Annotated in this window: 17 protein-coding genes and 1 tRNA gene; 3 read left to right on the top strand and 15 right to left on the bottom strand. The window is 59.2% G+C overall.

Annotated features, from left to right (window positions below):
* Window positions 1-15: 15 nt before the first annotated feature.
* From DW925_RS01095 to DW925_RS01070, 6 genes are read right to left on the bottom strand one after another with little or no spacing between them, the layout of a single operon-like run.
* On the bottom strand, window positions 16-1,716 hold the full coding sequence (locus DW925_RS01095; protein WP_117786086.1) for a hypothetical protein: 1,701 nt from the start codon (window positions 1,714-1,716) through the stop codon (window positions 16-18).
* Entirely contained in the window at window positions 1,709-2,458 is a 750-nt protein-coding gene (locus DW925_RS01090; protein WP_117634337.1) for a signal peptidase I, read from the bottom strand. Before DW925_RS01090 ends, DW925_RS01095 begins: the two co-directional genes overlap by 8 nt.
* A 60-nt stretch (window positions 2,459-2,518) precedes the next feature.
* Entirely contained in the window at window positions 2,519-3,325 is an 807-nt protein-coding gene (locus DW925_RS01085) for a hypothetical protein (RefSeq protein WP_117634339.1), read from the bottom strand.
* A 2-nt stretch (window positions 3,326-3,327) separates the two neighbouring features.
* Window positions 3,328-4,314 carry a hypothetical protein gene (locus tag DW925_RS01080; protein ID WP_117634341.1) on the bottom strand — a complete coding sequence of 329 codons (987 nt, stop codon included), beginning with the start codon at window positions 4,312-4,314 and terminating at the stop codon, window positions 3,328-3,330.
* Window positions 4,315-4,328: 14 nt separating this feature from the next.
* On the bottom strand, window positions 4,329-5,165 hold the full coding sequence (locus DW925_RS01075) for a hypothetical protein (RefSeq protein WP_117634343.1): 837 nt from the start codon (window positions 5,163-5,165) through the stop codon (window positions 4,329-4,331).
* A gap of 11 nt (window positions 5,166-5,176) precedes the next feature.
* Complete coding sequence (locus DW925_RS01070) at window positions 5,177-6,061, bottom strand: hypothetical protein (protein WP_117629013.1); 885 nt, start codon at window positions 6,059-6,061, stop codon at window positions 5,177-5,179.
* A gap of 231 nt (window positions 6,062-6,292) precedes the next feature.
* Between DW925_RS01070 and DW925_RS01065 the strand changes: the two genes are divergently transcribed.
* Window positions 6,293-6,367: transfer RNA gene (locus tag DW925_RS01065), tRNA-Val, on the top strand.
* A 381-nt stretch (window positions 6,368-6,748) separates the two neighbouring features.
* On the opposite strand, the gene DW925_RS01060 is transcribed toward DW925_RS01065, so the two are convergent.
* Window positions 6,749-7,762, bottom strand: a complete 1,014-nt coding sequence (locus DW925_RS01060) for a hypothetical protein (RefSeq protein WP_117716598.1) — start codon at window positions 7,760-7,762, stop codon at window positions 6,749-6,751.
* A 407-nt stretch (window positions 7,763-8,169) separates the two neighbouring features.
* Here DW925_RS01060 and DW925_RS01055 point away from each other — a divergent pair, with 407 nt between their 5' ends.
* Window positions 8,170-8,868, top strand: coding sequence for a DUF5710 domain-containing protein (locus DW925_RS01055; protein WP_117629015.1), 699 nt, complete (start codon window positions 8,170-8,172; stop codon window positions 8,866-8,868).
* 130 nt (window positions 8,869-8,998) lie between these two features.
* Here DW925_RS01055 and DW925_RS10065 read toward each other — a convergent pair whose 3' ends face one another.
* The 4 genes from DW925_RS10065 to DW925_RS01040 all read right to left on the bottom strand — a co-directional run bounded on the left by DW925_RS10065 (window position 8,999) and on the right by DW925_RS01040 (window position 12,438).
* On the bottom strand, window positions 8,999-9,280 hold the full coding sequence (locus tag DW925_RS10065; RefSeq protein ID WP_118256698.1) for a hypothetical protein: 282 nt from the start codon (window positions 9,278-9,280) through the stop codon (window positions 8,999-9,001).
* Between the two features lie 118 nt (window positions 9,281-9,398).
* The gene (locus DW925_RS01050; protein ID WP_117629016.1) at window positions 9,399-10,481 is read right to left on the bottom strand and encodes an HNH endonuclease; all 1,083 of its coding nucleotides are present in this window, start codon (window positions 10,479-10,481) and stop codon (window positions 9,399-9,401) included.
* A 123-nt stretch (window positions 10,482-10,604) separates the two neighbouring features.
* Entirely contained in the window at window positions 10,605-11,552 is a 948-nt protein-coding gene (locus DW925_RS01045) for a hypothetical protein (RefSeq protein ID WP_117716597.1), read from the bottom strand.
* An 88-nt stretch (window positions 11,553-11,640) separates the two neighbouring features.
* Window positions 11,641-12,438, bottom strand: coding sequence for a hypothetical protein (locus DW925_RS01040; protein ID WP_117629018.1), 798 nt, complete (start codon window positions 12,436-12,438; stop codon window positions 11,641-11,643).
* A 396-nt stretch (window positions 12,439-12,834) separates the two neighbouring features.
* Between DW925_RS01040 and DW925_RS01035 the strand changes: the two genes are divergently transcribed.
* Window positions 12,835-13,344: a hypothetical protein gene (locus DW925_RS01035; RefSeq protein ID WP_117790182.1), complete on the top strand. Its 510-nt coding sequence runs from the start codon at window positions 12,835-12,837 to the stop codon at window positions 13,342-13,344.
* A gap of 55 nt (window positions 13,345-13,399) precedes the next feature.
* On the opposite strand, the gene DW925_RS01030 is transcribed toward DW925_RS01035, so the two are convergent.
* From DW925_RS01030 to DW925_RS01015, 4 genes are all read right to left on the bottom strand, one after another.
* Window positions 13,400-14,551, bottom strand: coding sequence for a hypothetical protein (locus tag DW925_RS01030; protein WP_117790181.1), 1,152 nt, complete (start codon window positions 14,549-14,551; stop codon window positions 13,400-13,402).
* A gap of 5 nt (window positions 14,552-14,556) precedes the next feature.
* Window positions 14,557-15,222 (bottom strand): PilZ domain-containing protein, encoded by a 666-nt coding sequence (locus tag DW925_RS01025; RefSeq protein WP_158565719.1) that lies wholly within the window; start codon window positions 15,220-15,222, stop codon window positions 14,557-14,559.
* Between the two features lie 122 nt (window positions 15,223-15,344).
* A complete protein-coding gene (locus tag DW925_RS01020) occupies window positions 15,345-16,820 on the bottom strand; it encodes an ATP-binding protein (protein WP_117790179.1) in 1,476 nt (491 codons plus the stop codon).
* Window positions 16,821-17,249: 429 nt separating this feature from the next.
* Complete coding sequence (locus DW925_RS01015) at window positions 17,250-17,831, bottom strand: PTS system mannose/fructose/sorbose family transporter subunit IID (RefSeq protein ID WP_233540204.1); 582 nt, start codon at window positions 17,829-17,831, stop codon at window positions 17,250-17,252.
* Between the last annotated feature and the right edge of the window lie 236 nt (window positions 17,832-18,067).

The raw sequence follows: 18,067 nt of genomic DNA, 5'->3' as shown, positions 1-18,067 counted from the left end.
CCCGCACTTACGCCATTAGTAGAAGTTCTGGATCCGCTGCAGGTACATGACGGAATCGGGCAGGCCGCCCTCGCCAAAGGTCTTCTCGATGTACTCGATCAGGCCCTTCATCTCGTCGCGCACAAAGCTCACGTTCATGGACTCAAACTTCTTGAGCACCTTGCGGGCGATGATGTAGTCCATGCCGCCCAGCTCGGTGCCGCCGCACGCCACGTACACGGGGATAAAGTCGTACATCTGCTTGATGATACGGTTACCAAAGGCCAGCTTAAAGCGGGTCTGCAGGTACTGGTCCAGCTTGTGCATCTTCTGGAGCAGCTCGTCGTCGATTACGTACTCGACCTTAGCCTTTTGGAACAGATACTGCAGGTGGTCGGCCGTCACGTGCACGCGCTCGTGCGGCTCGCATTCAAACGCGTCGGCACGCTCGTTGAGCTCGATGGGGATTGCACGGTCGTACACCTTGTCCGTGATGGTAAAGGTGGAGTCGTCGTTGTTGGCCGTGCCGATGAACCACAGGCTGTCGGGGATGGTGAGCTTGCCGTCGTGCAGAGCCTTGGGATCGGCGGCCCACTGGGTGGGGACCAGATCGAGTACCCACTCGTCGTGGCTGGGCATCTCGAGCACCGACAGGATCTCGGCAAAGTAGTACTCCACGCGGGCGAGGTTCATCTCGTCAAGCACGATCATGGACGGGTCCTGGCGAAGGCCCGCCTCGTACACGGCGCGGAGGAACTCGGTCTCGTTAAAGCGCTTGGAGAACTCGTTAAAGTAGCCCAGTACCTCGGTGCGATCGCGAAAACTCGGCTGCACCGACACGATGGTCGCGGGGTTATCCAGATAGCGGCTAAAGCTGTAGGGCAGCGAGGTCTTACCAGTACCCGAGATGCCCTCCAGGATCAGCAGCTTGGAGGCGGCCATGCCGGCCACAAAGCGGCGGATGACCTCAGGCGTGTAGTAGAGCTTCATCTGGCTGCAGGCGAACGCGCGGAAGCTGTCGACAAAGTCCTCCAGCGAGATGGCATCGTCGTAGGCCGGCGATTCCCAGTCGCGGTACTTAAGGTCCACAAGGGACAGCTTGGGGAAGCGGTTGGCCTGGGCGATCTCTTTTTCCTCGGCAAGGGTCTTGGCCTCGACGGTGGCCTTGGCCATGGCGGCCGCGGCATCCTTGACGCCCTCGCCATCGAGCGCGAGCGACGCGTTGCCCGACATGACGGCCGTCGCCGCAGCGCCCTCGCCAGCAGCCGTACCGGCGCCCGCAGCGGCGCCCACCACGTTGCCCACCGTGGGCAGGTGGTCGTCGGCCAGGGCCGAGGCACCCACGTACGGAATCTGCTTGGTGCCGCCCATGGCATTGACCTTGAGCGCCAGCAGCTTGTTCTTCTCGTCCATAAGGTCGAGCACCTGCTTGTTCAGGCGGCCGATCTCGCGATAGAGCGCCTTGTTGGACGTGTCGTCGCGATGCAGGCGGCGGTTGATGCGGTAGCGGTGGACCAGAATGGCCACGATCAGCACGGGAACCGCGATGAGCATGGCAAACAGAATGACCGCACCGATCTTGCCCACCAGGTCAAACGTGGTGAAGTAGGTCATAAAGATGTTGAAGTACTCAACCCAGCCAAACACCAGCAGGTTAAGGATAGAGCTCACGACGGCAACGACGTTATAGACGACCTTTGCCAGCAGCTCCCAGGCAAATCCCAGAAACTCACTCACCGTCGGTATCCTCCTGCTTGGTCGCGTTCATCGCCGCCTCGGCCTCGGCCTTTAAACGACGGGCTTCCTCGAGCTTGGCCTCGGCCTGGGCGAGCTGCTCGGCGGCGTTATCGGCGGCAACGGTGGCGGTGTCACCCTTGCCCTCGGCGTCCACGATGGCAGCCGCGGCGGCCAGGCGGTCCTCCTCGGCCATAGCGCGCTTAAGGTTCATGCCCACCACGATAAGGTGATACACCTGGTAGATAAAGAACAGCAGCATGGGCAGGACAATCACGATGAGGAAGCCCATGGAGCTGGACAGGAAGTCCATGACCTTGCCCATCTGCGGCAACGCGAACAGGTACTTACCAACGATGTCTCCGTCGCTGATGATGTGCGTATCGGCCACGTCGTTGTTGTCGCCCTTGGTGGTAAAGCTGCGCATGCCGTTGACCTCGTCGATCGCGGCGATGCGGTGCGTGTTGAGCGCGTACTCGTTGTCGATGATGGTGTGGAACGTCACGATGTCGCCCACCTCGAGCTTGGAGGTGTCGCACTTTTGGATGACGATGAGGTCGCCCTTGTTAAACGTGGGCGCCATGGAGTCGGACTGCACGGCGAGCGGGGTGAAGCCGGCGATGTCCGAGACGCTGCCGTCCTCGCGCGTGGCGAGCGTGGTGAACGCGTACAGGGCCGCTACCAGGATGATGATCCACATGACGACGCTCAGTGCGATGGGTGCGGCTTTTTTAACAGATTGCATGATGTCCCTTACTACCGTGTCTGACTAGGTCGTGCGCGGCCCGGTGGCCGCCGTGCATATCTACTGTTCTTCGATGCCCTCAAAGCGCATCGAAACCGAATAGTTAGCTCCCTTTAGCATATTAGTGCAATTTGGGTCCGTTCCCTCGAGCCATATGCGAACGGTTACCGGCTTGTCCGTATCTTTTATTAGGTCGAACATGTCGCTGGCAGCGTTCGCTGCTCCCGAGTCGAGCCCAAAGACGGTGGCCGCACCAGACGAGCCCCCGCCTCCGTTGGGGTTGTAGACCCAGGTGTGGCCATCGGCGGTAAAGCTCATGCGCATGGCGCTGGCCATGCCCTGCGTGTCGGAGCTAAACCGCGTGCCGGACACGCCGCCGTCGCCGTCCTGCCCGGTCAGGCGAACGCGCAAGTCCGTGCTGCTCATAAAGTGCAGCGTGAACTCCAGGTAGGCGCCGGTGGCGGGGTCGGCGGTAGAGCCGTCTTCGAAGGTGAAGGTCTGGTAGTCGCTCGTGGTGACGGGCTTGAGCTTGGACGCGTCGATGTCCACGCCCTTTTCGCTGGCGATGCGCGCCGAGATCTGGTCGAAGCCCAGGCTGTGGACGTATTCGTCGAACGTGGCATGCTCGTCCAGGTCAAAGCGCAGCGAACCGTCGGCGTTGGCGTCGATCATGAGCATGCGGGTTTTGGCGCTATCGGCGATGGAAAACCAGGCAAAGGTTGCCATGGCTATTGCCACCAGGGCAAACAGCACCAGCACCACAGTGGTGGTGAGCTTGCGGCGCAGGTCGGTTTCGGCGGGCGCGGCGGCGCCGGCGGGCTTGCCGGTGGCGGGCGTGCAGCTGGCGGCGGGTTGCTTACGCGTCATGGCTACTCACCGTCCAGGGTCGCAAAGAGCGCCAGGTGCAGGGTGCCCGGGTCTTGATGCAGGTAGTCGGCGCTATCGGGGTCGGTTCCCTCGATGTAGTAATAGATGTCCAGGCGATAGATCTGGCCCAGCGCCAGCGTGGCGAGCGAGTTTTGCGGGCGCTCGGCCGTCTCGCTCGTGTCCAGCGTATAAGCGGCCGGGTCCTGCGTCACGTTGGCACCGCAAGCGAGCTGGCCGTTTTGCCAGCCCAGGAGCATGCCATCGGCGTAGCCGGCAAGGCCAGCCGGGGCGGTCGTGGGATGCTCGCCGCGATGGCCGCTGTCGGAACTGTCGAGCTCAAAGATGTTGGTGGCGAGCACCTGGTTGCCGCTGGAGATCTTAATGCCCACGCGGGCCGCGCGCAGCAGCTCGGCGTTGGCGCCCTGCGGGACCAGCGATTCGGCCAGATACAAGTTGACCCTGCCCTTTACTTTGCTGGCACCCGTTCCGGTAATGGTGGGACGCAGATCGATCCAACCATGGTAGAACGCGGAGCCGTTGTCTTTTGCCTGTTCAAACACCGTGGCATCGCCGGCTGAGTTGTTTTGTGCGCAGGCGGCAAAGCCGTTGAGGTCAAAGGTCGAGACCGGGTAGAGTGTCACGGCACCGCTCGCGTTAGAAGTCAAGGAAACGTCGCCCTGCTGCGACCAGCTACCACGATCGGCATCGCCCTGCTCCAGCACCAGCTTGGACGTGTCGCTGTGCACGCTCACCGAGTTGGTGTTGACCTTCATGTTGTTGGTAAACCAGGCGTAGGTCGCGGCGCCCAAGGTGGCGGCGAGCGCCACCATGACGAGCGCGATGTAGGCACGCGCGCGGCGGGCGTGACGGCGGGCGGCGGCGGGCTCGAGGCGTTCGCGCTCGGCGGCTGCGTTGGAGGGGACCGCGGGGGTCGCGCTCTCGGCGTTGGCCTTGCAGCTATCTGCTGGCATGTGCTTCTTGTCTTCCATGTCGCTTCGCCCCCTTACGCCTTGGCCGCAGCAAAGGCAAGCTGCAGCACCACATCGCGGGCCTGAGCCTCGTCGATGCAGTTGGCGTCGCAGCCTTCCATGTACACAACGTAGCGAACGCTTGCCACTTCGTTGGCGGCCAGCGTGCAGATGGGCGTGGCGCCTGCGCGCGCCGCGGGCGTGTCGCCGGTGCCATCCATGCTGTAAGCGCTTATGGCACGCGCGGGGTCGGCGGTGTAGGTCCAGCCCGAGACACCGGGCGCCACGACCACGCCGTCTTGCGCGGTGGTACGCCTACTGGTGGCGCCCGAGGTGTTGCCCAGATCGTCGCAGGTAAAGATATGCGTTTGCGTGCCCGACTGAGTTGTAATGACCAGGCCCAGACGCAGCGCGGCCAGCAGCTGCGGGTCGTTCGTCACGCTCATCTGGCCCTGATACAGGTACACGTTGAGCGCGCTATCGCTGCCCTTAAGGTACAGCGTGCCCGAAAGGGCGTAGTCGTCCAGCCGCGCGGTGCAGTCGGCGTAGTCGGTCGTGATGCCGGCGGCGTTTTGGAACGTGCCGCGCCAAAAGCGGGAAAGGTCTGCCGTCGAGATGGGATAGAGCGTCTTGTCGGCGGCGGCAAGCGTTGCCGTTGTGTCCCAGGGCCCGTTGGCCGAAAGACCAATCTGCAGGTCGGCGCCCTCGTCGCTTACCGTGTGCGCCACGGGCGTCACGTTGGTGTAGCGCGAGTTGCTAAACCAGGCGTAGGTGGCCGCGCTCAAGGCGGCTACCAGCACCAACATCCATGCGGCCGCAGCAACCATGCGACGGCGCGAGCTTAGGATATCTTTGATGTTCGATACACTCATACCCAGCCCCCTTACGAACGCTTACCGGCAAAGCGCAACGCCAGCGATTGCAAGCTGGTGGCGGCCAGGTTGTTGGTGCAGTCGGGGTCGCAGCCTTCCAGCCACACGTACACATCCACGCGCACGGGCGTGCTGCGGTTGGTGCCCTTGGCAGCGGCGGGCAGGCTGCAGATCTTGGTCGTAGCCTCCTTGAGGCTCACGATGCCAGTGTCTTCGTTGTAGTCACAGAAGTTTGCACTGGTCAGCTGGTCAAAATGAACCGTTGTTCCATCGGAGCGGGTGCTGTCGAGCACCAGGTGATTCTGCTCGTTCTCGCCGGCATCCTTGCCGTCGAGCGTGTTGTAGCGCGCCTGGGGATTGCGCTCGCCCGAGACCTCAAAGATGTACTGGCCCGTAACGGTATCGCCCTGCCCCGGCGCATAGGTAACCAGGCCCACCCGCAGAGCGGTAGAGATGGGGTTTGCCGGGTCCTGCTCGGTAAAGTCGATGCCCGACAGGTACACGTCGGTCGCGGCAGAGTTGGTGGCCAGGTACAGGGAGGTCTTGTAGTAGTCGGAATGCTCTGCGGCACCAAACATGCTGGCAAACAGCGAGTCCTGGGTGGTTCCGCCGGTAAAGCCCGTTACCTTTTGAAAGCCGTTGAGCACGTTGTCGGTCGAGACGGGATCGAGCAGACCCGTAAAGCTCAGGCCGGCGTTGGTTTTGTATTCGCCGTCGTACTCGTTGGAGATAAGGAAGGTCACGCCCGTGCCCGCGGCCATCTTGACGTCGGTGATGTGGCGGTTGGCGTTGTAGATGTACCAAGCATACGTTACGGCTCCGGCAGCAGCAAGCGCCACCAGCAACGTGGCGAGCATGCGATTGAACTGTTTTCGCAGCGAGCGCGCGTCCGACATGTCCCTCCCCCAGATGCCGCATCGTAAACTACCTGGACACCATTTGCCCATAATGGGAACATTTTACGCGAACGTGCAGTTCATCGGGGGTACAAACGCGACTTTTCACGTGCTGCTCGTGCCGGATCGGGGGCCGATAGGGTCGCAAGTTGCCACTTTTTAAAAAATAGTTCTTGCCACCGGATGGGAGCTCCGTTATATTATTCCCTGCGCACTCGCGCACCCTTGATCGGGCGTTTAGCTCAGGGGGAGAGCGCTTCCCTGACACGGAAGAGGTCAGAAGTTCAAATCTTCTAACGCCCACCAAATGTTCGCAGCTCAGAGGCTTCGCCTCTGAGCTGTTTTATTTTACGGCGACCAAGCCCAGAGGATGCCACGGCACCCAAAGCGCCCAAACAGCCCCGGTGATTGCCCCGATCAGGCGCGGTTGGGTCTCGCAGCCATATATAAATAACCCCCTATAAAGTGAGGTTTAATACTTTTCCCGAGAAGTGAACGAGCTTATTTGGACCCCCAGAGCATCCACACTTTTTGACGTTAAAACCGCAGGACCCCAGCAGCAAAACCGCAGGAAACGGGCCCCTAAAAGTGTCGATGTTTCGGGGGTCCATTCTGGCTCGTTCACTTCTCGGGAAAAGTATTAGATCTGGATATATGGCCGCTAATTCTAACCCCCTGTTACCGCCCCTACCAATACTGATGCGCATCGATAACGGCTTGCCAGAGCCAAAATCGCTTCGTTTCGGCACGCGCATGGGCAAAATATCGCTGCTCTGCACTCATCGCCTTGTTAAAGATGGGGCGCTTATTCCGATGCAGCTTCCGTCGGATGCGTTCGCACAGCCGAACGAGCTTGTCGTAGTCATTTGCTTGGTCGGTTGTCACCGTAAAATACGCTACTCCCTCAAGCAGTTCCAACTCGTTGCGGCGCTCGGCATCCTTGTGGATCTTCTCGCGGCCGTCATGAATGGCATCGCTGTCGTAGTCGACCATCGCGGTCAGCACCTCTGGCAGCAGCCCGGCCTTTACTTTATCCCTGCCCACCTCGACTTTAGCCGTAAGCGTAATGTCGGGCGTGCGCTCCAACACGCGCAGTTTGCGCTCGCGCCCATCGTTGAGTCCATCGCGAATGAAAGCCTTCTTGTTGAGCTCGGCCTTGCCCAATGCATACCCGCCGTAGCGCGCAGGCAGCGACATAAACATGCACAGCCCCGACTCCCTCGGAGAGCGCGATCCCTCGATCACATACGCAAGCAGCGCCTTTGCCTTCGCGAGACCCCTTACCTTTGGGGACGCCTCGATATACGCCGCAATGAGCTCCTTCGTTGTGAGCCTGCCATCGCGCATGCCCCCATCCCTGCTTGTCACCCCGCCGGGAGCAAGGTTGTCCAGCCGATAGTCCGATGTCATGGCATAGCCGGCATAGATGGCCTCGGCCGCAGAGCTGTCGTGCGCAACCTGCACAAACGCCAGCTCGGGGGAGCACACATACGCATCCAGGCCGCCCATCCAGTGGCCCAGCGAGATAAACGAGCCCGCCGGGAGCTCGTTGGTGCACAGGTGCGTCTTAACATGCTTGCTCTGCCGACGGTCGGCACGCGATGGCACCAGCAAATCCAGCGTTTGGATCCCCAGATCATAGCGATCGATAAACTCCTGCGCCTCTTGCTCCAACAGCGCGCAGGCGCCTGCAATCGACACGACCTCTGGTTCCGAATCCCCAAAACGAGGGTTCGGCAGGTGCGCCAAAAGCGCCAACGCAGCGTTATGTGAAACGATAAAGTAACCCATGGCGCGAAGATAGCACGCGCGTCGGCGGCCGCTGGCGGTCCTGGCGAGTTTTCGGCAAACGACCAGCAGTTTTTTGCCGCGGCGCAACCAAAGTGTTCATTCGTCGACGTCTAAATGCAAATCCGTCAAGCTTTTGGCAAGGTTGCCGCTCAACTGACCAAAAGCTGACCATTTGCTTGCCCATTTGCTTGACGGCACCCCCTCGCCAAAATGCTCCGCGACTTCTCGGACGGTCGAAATGCTCGTTTAGCGACCACACACCCAGCGCTGGGGTATCCTTGGAGCACATGCACCGCAAGCCGCACAAAGGAGCCGCCATGCGCACCGAGCTCGATGTTCCCTTTTCGCACAAAGACAAGGCCAAGGCCCTGGGCGCCAAGTGGGACCGGGTCAAGAAGATCTGGTACGTGCCCGATGGCGTCAACCCCGAGCCCTTTGCCGCGTGGCTGCCTGGGCTGGACCGCTCCGACCCCAGCGCGCCCTACATCTACCTGGTGCTGGGCAAGCGCGAATGTTGGAAGTGCCACGAGCAGACAACGGTCACGGCCTTTGGCATTCCGTATCGGGTGGCCGAGGACTCGGGCAGCAAGGCTGCGCCCGGCGCAGTACCCGCCATGGACGACGCGGGCCACATCGCGATCGACACCGCCCGCGCCAACGCCATAGCTATCGTCCCCGCGCTGGGCTGCGTGCCGGCCGAGATCCGCGACTACCTGCGCGAGCGCTGCGGCTACAAGCCCGTAACGTCGCGCACCACCAAGACCGCATCGCTCTCCAGCACCTGCACCGCCTGCGGCGCGCTGCAAGGCAGCCATTACCTGTTCGAGGAGCCCACGTCGCCGTTTGCGCTCACGGCCATCAACAAGCTGCCCGCGCTGGAGTTCGTGCGCGTGGAAGTCGCCGGCGTCTACGGCATCCCCGCCAGCCAGGACAACTTTGACCAGGCGCTCTTCACCTGGGCACGCGACCACCACACCCAGTTCCACAAGACCTTGTACGAGGGGATTTACCTGTAGGGCATCTTATAAGGCAGAAACGGCTGAGCGTGGAAAATCTCCCGTTTTTGACAGCCCTTCAGCCCAAAAACGGGAGATTATCCACGCTCGGTTTTCGATCGTCCAAAAATCCTCGCTCGCCATCAGGCAATTAGGTGTCCGCATCGTCATAGGTAATGGCGCATCCACAGGTCGGGCATTGCTGAGGATAGACCGGGAGGCGCAGGCCCGTTCGAACCCGCGGGTCGGTGGCGTGCTTATCGCGGGCATCGATGAAGGTGATGTCTAGGCACGGAAGGTCTGTACCGCAGCAAGGACAGGGCAGACAGATTTGGCTGCAGCTGGCCTCGATGAGCGGAAATAAGCTCCGATCCATCAAAACGCGCGGTAAGTTACCGTATGCGCCGCGTGCGATATCGCTTCGCCATCCCATGGTCTCCCCTTTCCTGTTTTACCTGTTGAGAAGAGGATGGCAGGATCGTGCGGCTCTCGTTGCGGCGCGGCGCGATCCGATCAATCGACATGATTGGGTTGCGACGGGCCGCACCTAACTAATACGGAGCAACGGCTTCCGCCCGACGTCGCGATTCCGAGAAATCGAACTCGGCTCGATGCGCCTCGAGGAATCGAGCGTTGGGTCGCAAGCGATGCTCGTCCGGCTCGCGCAGCACCGAGCCTGCAAACGTCGCATATTCCGTATGTCGCAGAAGGTACGACCCGCAAAGTTGATAGTCGCCGCGTACCAGCTCAAACGAAATCAGATGAGCGTCGAACAGCGAGTGCAGGTCGCGGCGCAGCAGGATACCGTTGCTGACAACCTGCGACTTGGGACCCGAGTAGTTCTCGATATGCGCAGCTTCGAGCGCTTCGTCGACATTGCAACCCGAGACGGCGCATCGACCGGTATAGGCCTCAAAGAGCTGCGTGCGGAAACGCTGCTGGCCGATTCGCTCGCGACGCAGCGCATAGCGAACCTTTTCATCGTCGCTCGCCGGAGCGCCGGAAAACTCCGCCGCAATCGGAGCGTCCTTCATGTAGCTCATATCGGGGAAGAAACGCGCGTCGGGTCCACCCTTGTGAACGGGGCCATGCAGCACAAACCAGCTGTTCTCCGGCTCGTAACGCTCAACGAACGCTAGGCCCAGCACCTTGTAGCCAGCGCTCGTTGCAAAGAACACGCCAACGGGAACGCCGCACTCCATGCAGTTGATCATCTTTTGGTTGTAGTCCTGGTCGCGCCAGTTTTCGACCGAAGCACTTTGCGACGAGTACTTGAGCACCCAGGTGCCATCCTCAAGATAGAGCGGCGGAACATCGGGGTAGGCGCCGCGCTTTGAGTTGTGCACCGAAAGGGCGAAGGTCTTCTCACGCGGATGCTTAACGCGCCGGCGACCAGGCCAAAAGATGCCCGAGTCGCGCGACACCGGAAAGAGTTCGGAATCAATCGTCAGACGAAAGGGATATTGAGGGCTATCGGCATTGGTGCGATGCGGGAGCTTGTCCCACAGGCCGCCACGCTGCTCCTCGCGCAAGAACCACTCCCAGGCCTGGACATATTCGGACGGCACAAAGCTGCAAGCACGGTCGAAACTCGGCCGAGCAATCAGCGGAACACTAGAAGCGATGCCGTCCATAAGGAACCTCCTGGAAGAACAGTTCCCCACATTATCGCCTATGCAATGATGGCGCCAAACGAAAAAGGGCCCACTTCCTTCGGAGCGGGCCCTTGACCATCTGCATTTAAGCGAGCGTCGGCATTACGACGTTGCAACACCGGCGAGCTTGACTGTCACATCGTATGTTGCAAGGTCCTCAGCTGCGGCGTTGTTAACGCAGTCAGCATCGGTTCCTTCCATCCAAATATAAATTCGGACCGCTATGCCATCATAGCCAACGCGACTTGCGATCTGGTGCGTACCGGCGTCAACCTGATAATCGTCTCCCACCTTGTTTGCAAGCCAGCCGGCGCAATTGTCTGCTTCAATATGTTGGTAGGAAGGCACTTGAGGTCCGCTAACCGCGTCCTTTACACAAGACCATCCAGCAATGGCGTTTTTATCGTTACCCTTCTCGGTAGTAGAAACTGCAGCGGGAGCGTACACGACCTTTAGAGTTTCATCACCGGTCGGGTTTCCATTAGCATCAATTGCCTGAGTAGTGATACCGACTCGTAAAGAATTCGGGATGGTATCGGTCGTTGGTGCCCCATGGGCGGTAACAACTACGGGCTCTCCGTCAGATCCTTCAAGATACACGTCGGCTATACCGGACTCTGTAATGGTATAAACAATAAACTCACTCTTGAGATAAGCGTAGTGGGTCTCGCCACCAGCCTCGTATTCGCCAGACTTGCCGCCTTGCTTAAAGTTAATCTGCGAGTAAGAGGATACTTTACCGTCGGATCCCCAGCCTTGGCAAACAAACCAGTTCTTAAGATCGTCTGTAGAAGACGGCGTTATCTTTCCGCCCTGTATTGCAGCCGCAAGCGACGTCTGTTCGCCGCCATGTTGGGCACCGTTTTTGAGTTCATCTATCTGAAGGATGAAACCATTCGTCGTTGCGCTGATGGTTGAAGATGTTGCCTTCACCGTGTTATTTGCGACATACCAAGCATAGGTAGCAGACGAAAGAGCAACGGCGGACATAAGCACCGCGCAGGCAGCGCCCATAAGCTGTTTTTTTAGCTCTTTTACGCTTTGGCTCATTCGATAGACCTATCTAGTAAAAATGCCGGGAGCCGACGGTTCGGCCCCCGGCATTCTGAAATCTCAAAAACGACGAAGTCAGCAATAGCTAGTTAGAAGCGCCCTTGTACTCCTTGGGCGTCGCCTCGAAGGTGATTGTCACGCCATTGTTGCCAGCATCGGCATTGATCTTATTAAGGTTGTTAGAATAGACGTTAGCGTCGTTACCATCGTAGTACAGGTAGACATCAATCTGAGTATCCTGATTGGACTTGATCACCGCATTATCGGAAGCAAGCAAATTGCTAGCCGACAGCGGTTTAGAGTCGCTAGACGAGCTGAGCTGAATGCCATTACCGCTCCAGACCTCCCACTTATTACCGCAAACAACGAGAACGCGAAGGGCATTGCCGAGGTTCATGTTTTCCGTCGTTGCGGGGTTAGTAACAGTCACACCCGTAATGTGCAGGTTCGTGAACTCGCCATCATAGGTACCGGTGCCAACATAAAACGTGTTTTTAACCGCGTAATTCGCCTTCACAGCTTTATCGGCAGTTCCGTCAGCAATCTCAAAATCGCTCCCGGTCTTCATCGTCGTGGCATTGGCCTTTTCCGCGTAAGCGGTCTTCCAAACGGCCTTGCCTTCCTTTTTTTCAATCATAGCAGGATAGAGACCAGTCGTCTGATCTGTCGAATAGCTGGTAGAACTAGTGGAATTCGTCGACGTCGTCGTCTTATCAATCACAAGGTATGCAGAGTTGGACTGAGCCGCAATGTTAGACGTCTGTGCTGTGACCTTGTTGTTGCTGACAAACCATGCGAACGTGGCAGAGCCCAGCGCTACGGCTGCTACCAGCACCATGGCGATGGCGGCGCCCATCTGCTTCTTTAATGCTTTGGTATCCATGCGGACCCCTTTCTTTCCCCATTCATCCCAGATGACCCTCGAGAAGCCCGGAAGGGGAGCCCGCGCTTTCGTGTTGGATGTTGCTTGCCCATCCTTTAGACATGGAATTGAGAATACCATAATTCTTACGATTTCCTTATGAGTTTTCGGCAGCCTACATTCCGGCAGATTCATGGGTCTACCTCGGGCTATATGTGGTGTCATGTGAACATCGTTTACCTTATTTGATCTCTCTCCCGCGCAGTCATAAGTCCCTCTTAAGCCTTGCGACCGCAGCGCCACGCCATCGCATTATTCACCCTCCGCCGTGCTTCGCCCTAGCCCTTCCCCACTCGCTATACTGGTGTGGCACGTGTCATTTTTGCCTGCTAAACGGGCTATTTGTTGGGAGGGCTCATGCCTGCCGCCACTCAACCCAAGGGAAGCGTTTCCGTCGGATCGATCAAGCCGGTGACGCGCAAAGCCGTCCGCTGCCAGCGCGAAGTCGCCTGGTTGGTCACGCAAGCGGCCGGCAAGCTCGTCGCCACCACCGACGACGTCAATGCGCCCACGCCCAGCTTTGTACTGGCGGCGGCATTGTCGTACACCCGCAAGCAGGAGCAGGCCGCTCAGGACCGTAGTACCGCGATCGGCTACAAGGCCGTCATGGCTCCCGACCTCGCGAGCTTCTGCCAAGCTGCGGGACTGCCCGCAGCACCCAACGCACTTTCGGACGCGGGCTACATGTTCACGCTCTCGGGCGCGGACCTCATCCGCGACGTTTACGCCTACTGTGGCGACCTGGGCGAACGCACGGGAGACGCGGCGCAGGTCAAACCTGGCTATGCGATCAAGCTCGCGCTGCGGTTGTTCTTGCTGGACGGCGCCTCAACCGCCACCGCCTCCGACGGCAAAACCTCGGCATAAGTCGTCACCAAAAGCGCCGGGCCGGAAAATCGATTCCGGCCCGGCGCTCTTCGCTCTACTTGTCCCCGTCCCCTGCGGGCGAGTTCTTTTGGTTGCGACGGTTACTCCAGGTCACGTTGTGCTCCTTGTAGTAATCGGGTGCCTCGTTGCCGCTCGCGCTAATGGGGTCGTTGCCGGTCAGGGTATCGGTAATATCCTGCACGAACTTAACGAACAAGCTCGAATCGTCGGTCTCGGACGAATCAAAATCAAAGCCGAACTCCACCGCGCCACCGATGATCTTGTCCACGCACTCCGGGTCGTCGCCGTCCAGCCAAATGACCACGGTGTATTTGTCCACGTCGCCCACGCGGAAGTTCGCGTGGCTAATGGTCGTCACCACGTCTTTGGACGCGAACGGCTCGGTGTTGGGCTCGGGGCTGCCATCGGCCGCAGCCGCCGCATAGGTGGTGGGCTCGCCGTTGCGATACACCCTTACGCGCGCGGCCTTCTCCACGCCCTTGCTGGCGCTGACCACCTTGAGCTTGGCGCTGTAGCCCAGATCGGTCTTGCCGGCGTTGCGGATATAGAAGGTGTACGCCACGTAGTTCTTGCCGTTGTGGCTGCCGTCGATATCGTCCAGGTTGTCGGGCAGGTCCTCAGCAGCGATATTGGTGCCGTTGTCCAAGGCGTCGGCCGCCAGGCGCGCGGTGGCGTTGTTAAAGTCGCCGTTGTCGGCAATGGCCACGCCGCGGCGGAACAGCTCCAGGCGGTTGAGGTTGATGGTGAAGTTACCCATGTTTTCCTGCATAAACGACAGGGCGAACAGTACGCCAAAAGCAAGCGCCAGCACCACGAGGGCCTTTTGCAGCTTGTCCATGCGCAGCAGCGCCGCGCCGATGCGCTCCATGCGGCGCTTGGGCATATACATGGACACGACCGCGTCGGGGTCGATGTCGTCGAGGTCCTGGTCGGCCAGCGCCTGCTCCAGCTCCTCGATGCGCACCACGCCGCGCAGGTTGCGCTTGGGCTTGGACTTGCGTTTGGGTTTGCCAAAGCGCTTGCGGGAGGTGGGAGCCTGCTCGGGCACGGAGTCCTCGCCGGATGCGTCCTCGGCATTGGCGCTGGGCGCGTTCTGCGACGTGTCCCCGGCCTGGCCCTCGGCCAAAACCTCAGCCAAATCCTCGGCAGCTTGATCTTTGTTGTCGTTACGCTTGAACAGAGCCATGGCGATCAGATCTTATATTTCATGCGGATGTAGCCGACGTATTCTTTGACGAGCTCGCGCTCCATGTCGTCGGCGTAGCGGAACTGCAGGCCGCAAACGTTGCGGTACAGGCTGCCCTTGGGCGCGCGGCGCACCCAGCACACGATGCCCAGCTGCTCGGGCAGCTCGTGGCGCTCGCCCTGCAGACGGATCGTGGGCATTTGCACGGCCAGGGCCTCGCCCACGTCGGGGTAATCGTTGAGGTAGATAGCCAGACCGCCGGCCGAGACGTCGATGGTCATGGCGTCCTCGGGCTCGGGGGTCGGCGCGTTGTCGCGCTGGTAGGTCAGACGCATGGCAACCTTAAAACGCTCGTCGCGGCGCCTGACGAAGGTGCGCTGTTCGGCGACTTTGCGCATTTTCCAGTAGGTGCGGATGCCCTTTTTCTCGACCGACTCGGGGTAGCCGGCGAGCACGAACGTCTCCTCGCCCACTTTGTATTGCAGCAACAGCTTTTGGTTTTCGTCCATGATAAGCGGCTTGCCGGCGAGCATGGGCGCGCTCATAAGAAAGTACGCCTCGTCCAGGTTCTCTTTGTACGTGGCAAGCATGTTGAAGTCGGTTTTTTGGCCCATGGGCACGTCGAATGCCACCTGAAGCTTGGTCCCCGGCATTATCTGTTGCTCTGCCATGTATTCTCCCCCAGTCGCGGGCGCCGATATCATCGTCGTGCGCGATGCACATTGGGCTATTGTAACTGCTTTGCCGTGGGTTGCAGCGCGTGAAATGGCGCGGATGTGAGGCGCGGCAGCCGCTAGCGCATCTGCCCTGCACGCCCTGTTAGTCGATACTTGCGGTTACGGCTCGTCGTCGCGGCCGTAGGCTCTAGCTTGCCCTGCGCGATAAGCGCATTGACGCGCGTCCTAACCTGGGAGACGGTGAGTCCCGTGCATTCTGCCAGTTCACGTGTTCCCAGTTCGCCGTTGCGCTTGAGTGCCGCCACAATTAAGTCCCCGCCATGATCGATTTGCTCAACCTTCGCTCGGTAGAGGACAACCTTAAACCGGTCGAAACCCGGGCAAAACAATGGCTCGGCCAGACCGTGCGCACGCATGGCATCGAGCATCATTGGAATGCCCGATCCGTTGCCTTCGGCAGGAGAGCCCGCACCGTCGGGCAATGGAACAAGCGACATGAGCTTCACAAGCGTCGCATTACGACATCGGGAGCTGCCGTCAAACAGGTTCTCGCGAGTCTTTCCTCCGTATAGGCCGCCGGGGTTCACCACCTCGATACGATCGTCAAAAACGTCGACGGCGATCGATTGCCCACAGAACCGATCCCCGTATTCCCTGTGGATAACCGCGTTGGCGATTGCCTCACGCAGGACCTCCTCGGGAATCTCCAGCGAGTCGATACGCGAAATGCCTTGGACGGTCGCGGTGCGGCGCAGGTTTTTGGCGACAGCCGCGACAGCATCCGAAATCATCTCGCCCAACGTTCCCTCGCAGATCGTACGGTCCATGAACCTCAACGACCCCGCCGCGCCCTTCTGCGTTCCGGCATAGACCGCCACATCGATAAAGAGCTTGGGATAGAACTGCTGAGGATAGGCACCCGCAGCCAGGAGCCCGGCTTTAGTGACATTGCCCTGGGAGTCGAGGAAATTCAGGCGCTCCAGCTTCGTTTTCTTGTCCGGCGCGTCGCGCATCGCACGGGGTGTCAGTGAGAAAGCACGCTCTATCGTGCGGTCGACCAGGGCCTCGTCAAGATCGCCTGCGACCGCGCCGGGCACTGCATCGCGATCACTGGGGCTCGTCCGTTCATGCGATGACAAGGACAGGACCTCGGTCGACGAGAGCGGAACATCTTTGTCGTCGATGCGTTTGTAGCTGCCGCCTTGAGCGCCCCGCTCTATGACATAACAAGGCTTGCTCGACGGGTCGAGCTCCTCAATCGTGATGACCAGAACCACGGTGCCCTGGAGCTCCACGCGTTCAATGGTGTATTTGGGCGGATTGGCCAGTTTTCCGCGACCGCCGGCATCACCCATGCCCGCTACGAATTGGTTGAGTACCTTCTCGGTCTCAAAGTTCTCAACCGGGACAAAGCCCGCGCGCTCGCTCACGCCGAGCACGATAATTCCGCCAGCGGTATTCGCGAATGCGCTAACCGTTTCCCATACGTCGCGAGAAAGCGTCGTGGCGCTCTCCTTTACTTCGACGCTAAAGTCATCCGAACCCATGCGCTTTAAAGACTCGAGCAAACCGGCCAGCTCGTTTTCGTTCATCTGCACGTCCCTTCGCTCGGTCCTGCGGAGAATGCTGCAGACGGATTTCCCTCGTCTCTCAGTTATCTCTCGTAATTATCTCTTATCTTTCTGTTATCTCTCGTATTAGATATGAGTGAAAGATGAGAGATAAGATATCTCTACCTGCTTCATTAAATCATGTTTTTGCTGGTGGAACAATCGATATTGAGACTATATCATGGTTGCTTGTCTCTTTGCTGCTGCGCTATCTCTCGTAATTATCTCTCGTCTTTCAGCTATCTCTCGTGTTAGTGACGAATGAGAGATGAGAGACACGTGAGTGATGCATGGGCCTGGACTATTGGACGGTCGGAAAATCCCTCAAACAAAAAACGGGGCCGGCCTGACGCCGAGCCCCGTTTTCAAACGGTCAGTTAGTTATCCAACGCGCGAGCATAGCAGTCAACATTACGCCGCCGCGAACACTCCCAAGCCCGTTCCGATGATGCAGATCGCAAAGATGCCCAAGATGATCCAAATGGTCTTGACGCCCTTTTTGTACAGGGCGACGCAGGCAAAGGTTGCCAGCAAGGGCAGCAGACCGGGGAAGATCGAATCGAACAGATCCTGCAGGACAATCTCCGAACCACCCACGTCAAAGGTCAAAGCAGTGGACAGTGAGACCTGTGCCGCAATCATGGCGCCGATAACGGTCATTCCGAGGACACCGGCAGCATGCGTCATGCGAGACATAAGGTTGTTCTCTTCGGACTGCTGCAAAAACTTGGTTCCCAAGTCGTAACCCAGATGGGCTGCGACGATACGCGTTGCAAAGTTAATCACGGAGTAGAGAAGGAAGACGGAGACGGGAAGGGCGAGCGCGACGGCAGTTGCCGTGCCTGTACCCGTAATGACGGCAAGCGCGCAGCCAAGCACGCCGGAGGTATAGACCTCGGGAGGAACCGCCGCGCCGACCATGATGGCACCCATGAACATGGACTCCAAGGCAGCACCAACGATAACGCTCTGTTGAACGTCACCAAGAATCAAGCCAACGAACAGCTCGTAAACAACGGACGGCCAGGCATTGTAATGCCAAATAACTGCTCGTCCATGGACGCCATAATGCGACCAGTGCAACTAGGAGGTACTGGGCAACTATTTTGATTAACCCCAGTAATAAGCCTGCAGGCGAGACGTTCAGCACGTCTCGCCTGCAGACAACAGCAGCAATTTGAAAGGATTAGTAGTTCATCTGGTGGTAGTAGCGACGCGTGGTGAGCGGG

Source organism: Collinsella sp. AM43-1 (assembly GCF_003467925.1).
In the GTDB taxonomy this organism is placed as follows: domain Bacteria; phylum Actinomycetota; class Coriobacteriia; order Coriobacteriales; family Coriobacteriaceae; genus Collinsella.
Note: the sequence above shows the minus strand (reverse complement) of the source record. Positions and strands in the feature narration are given on the sequence as shown.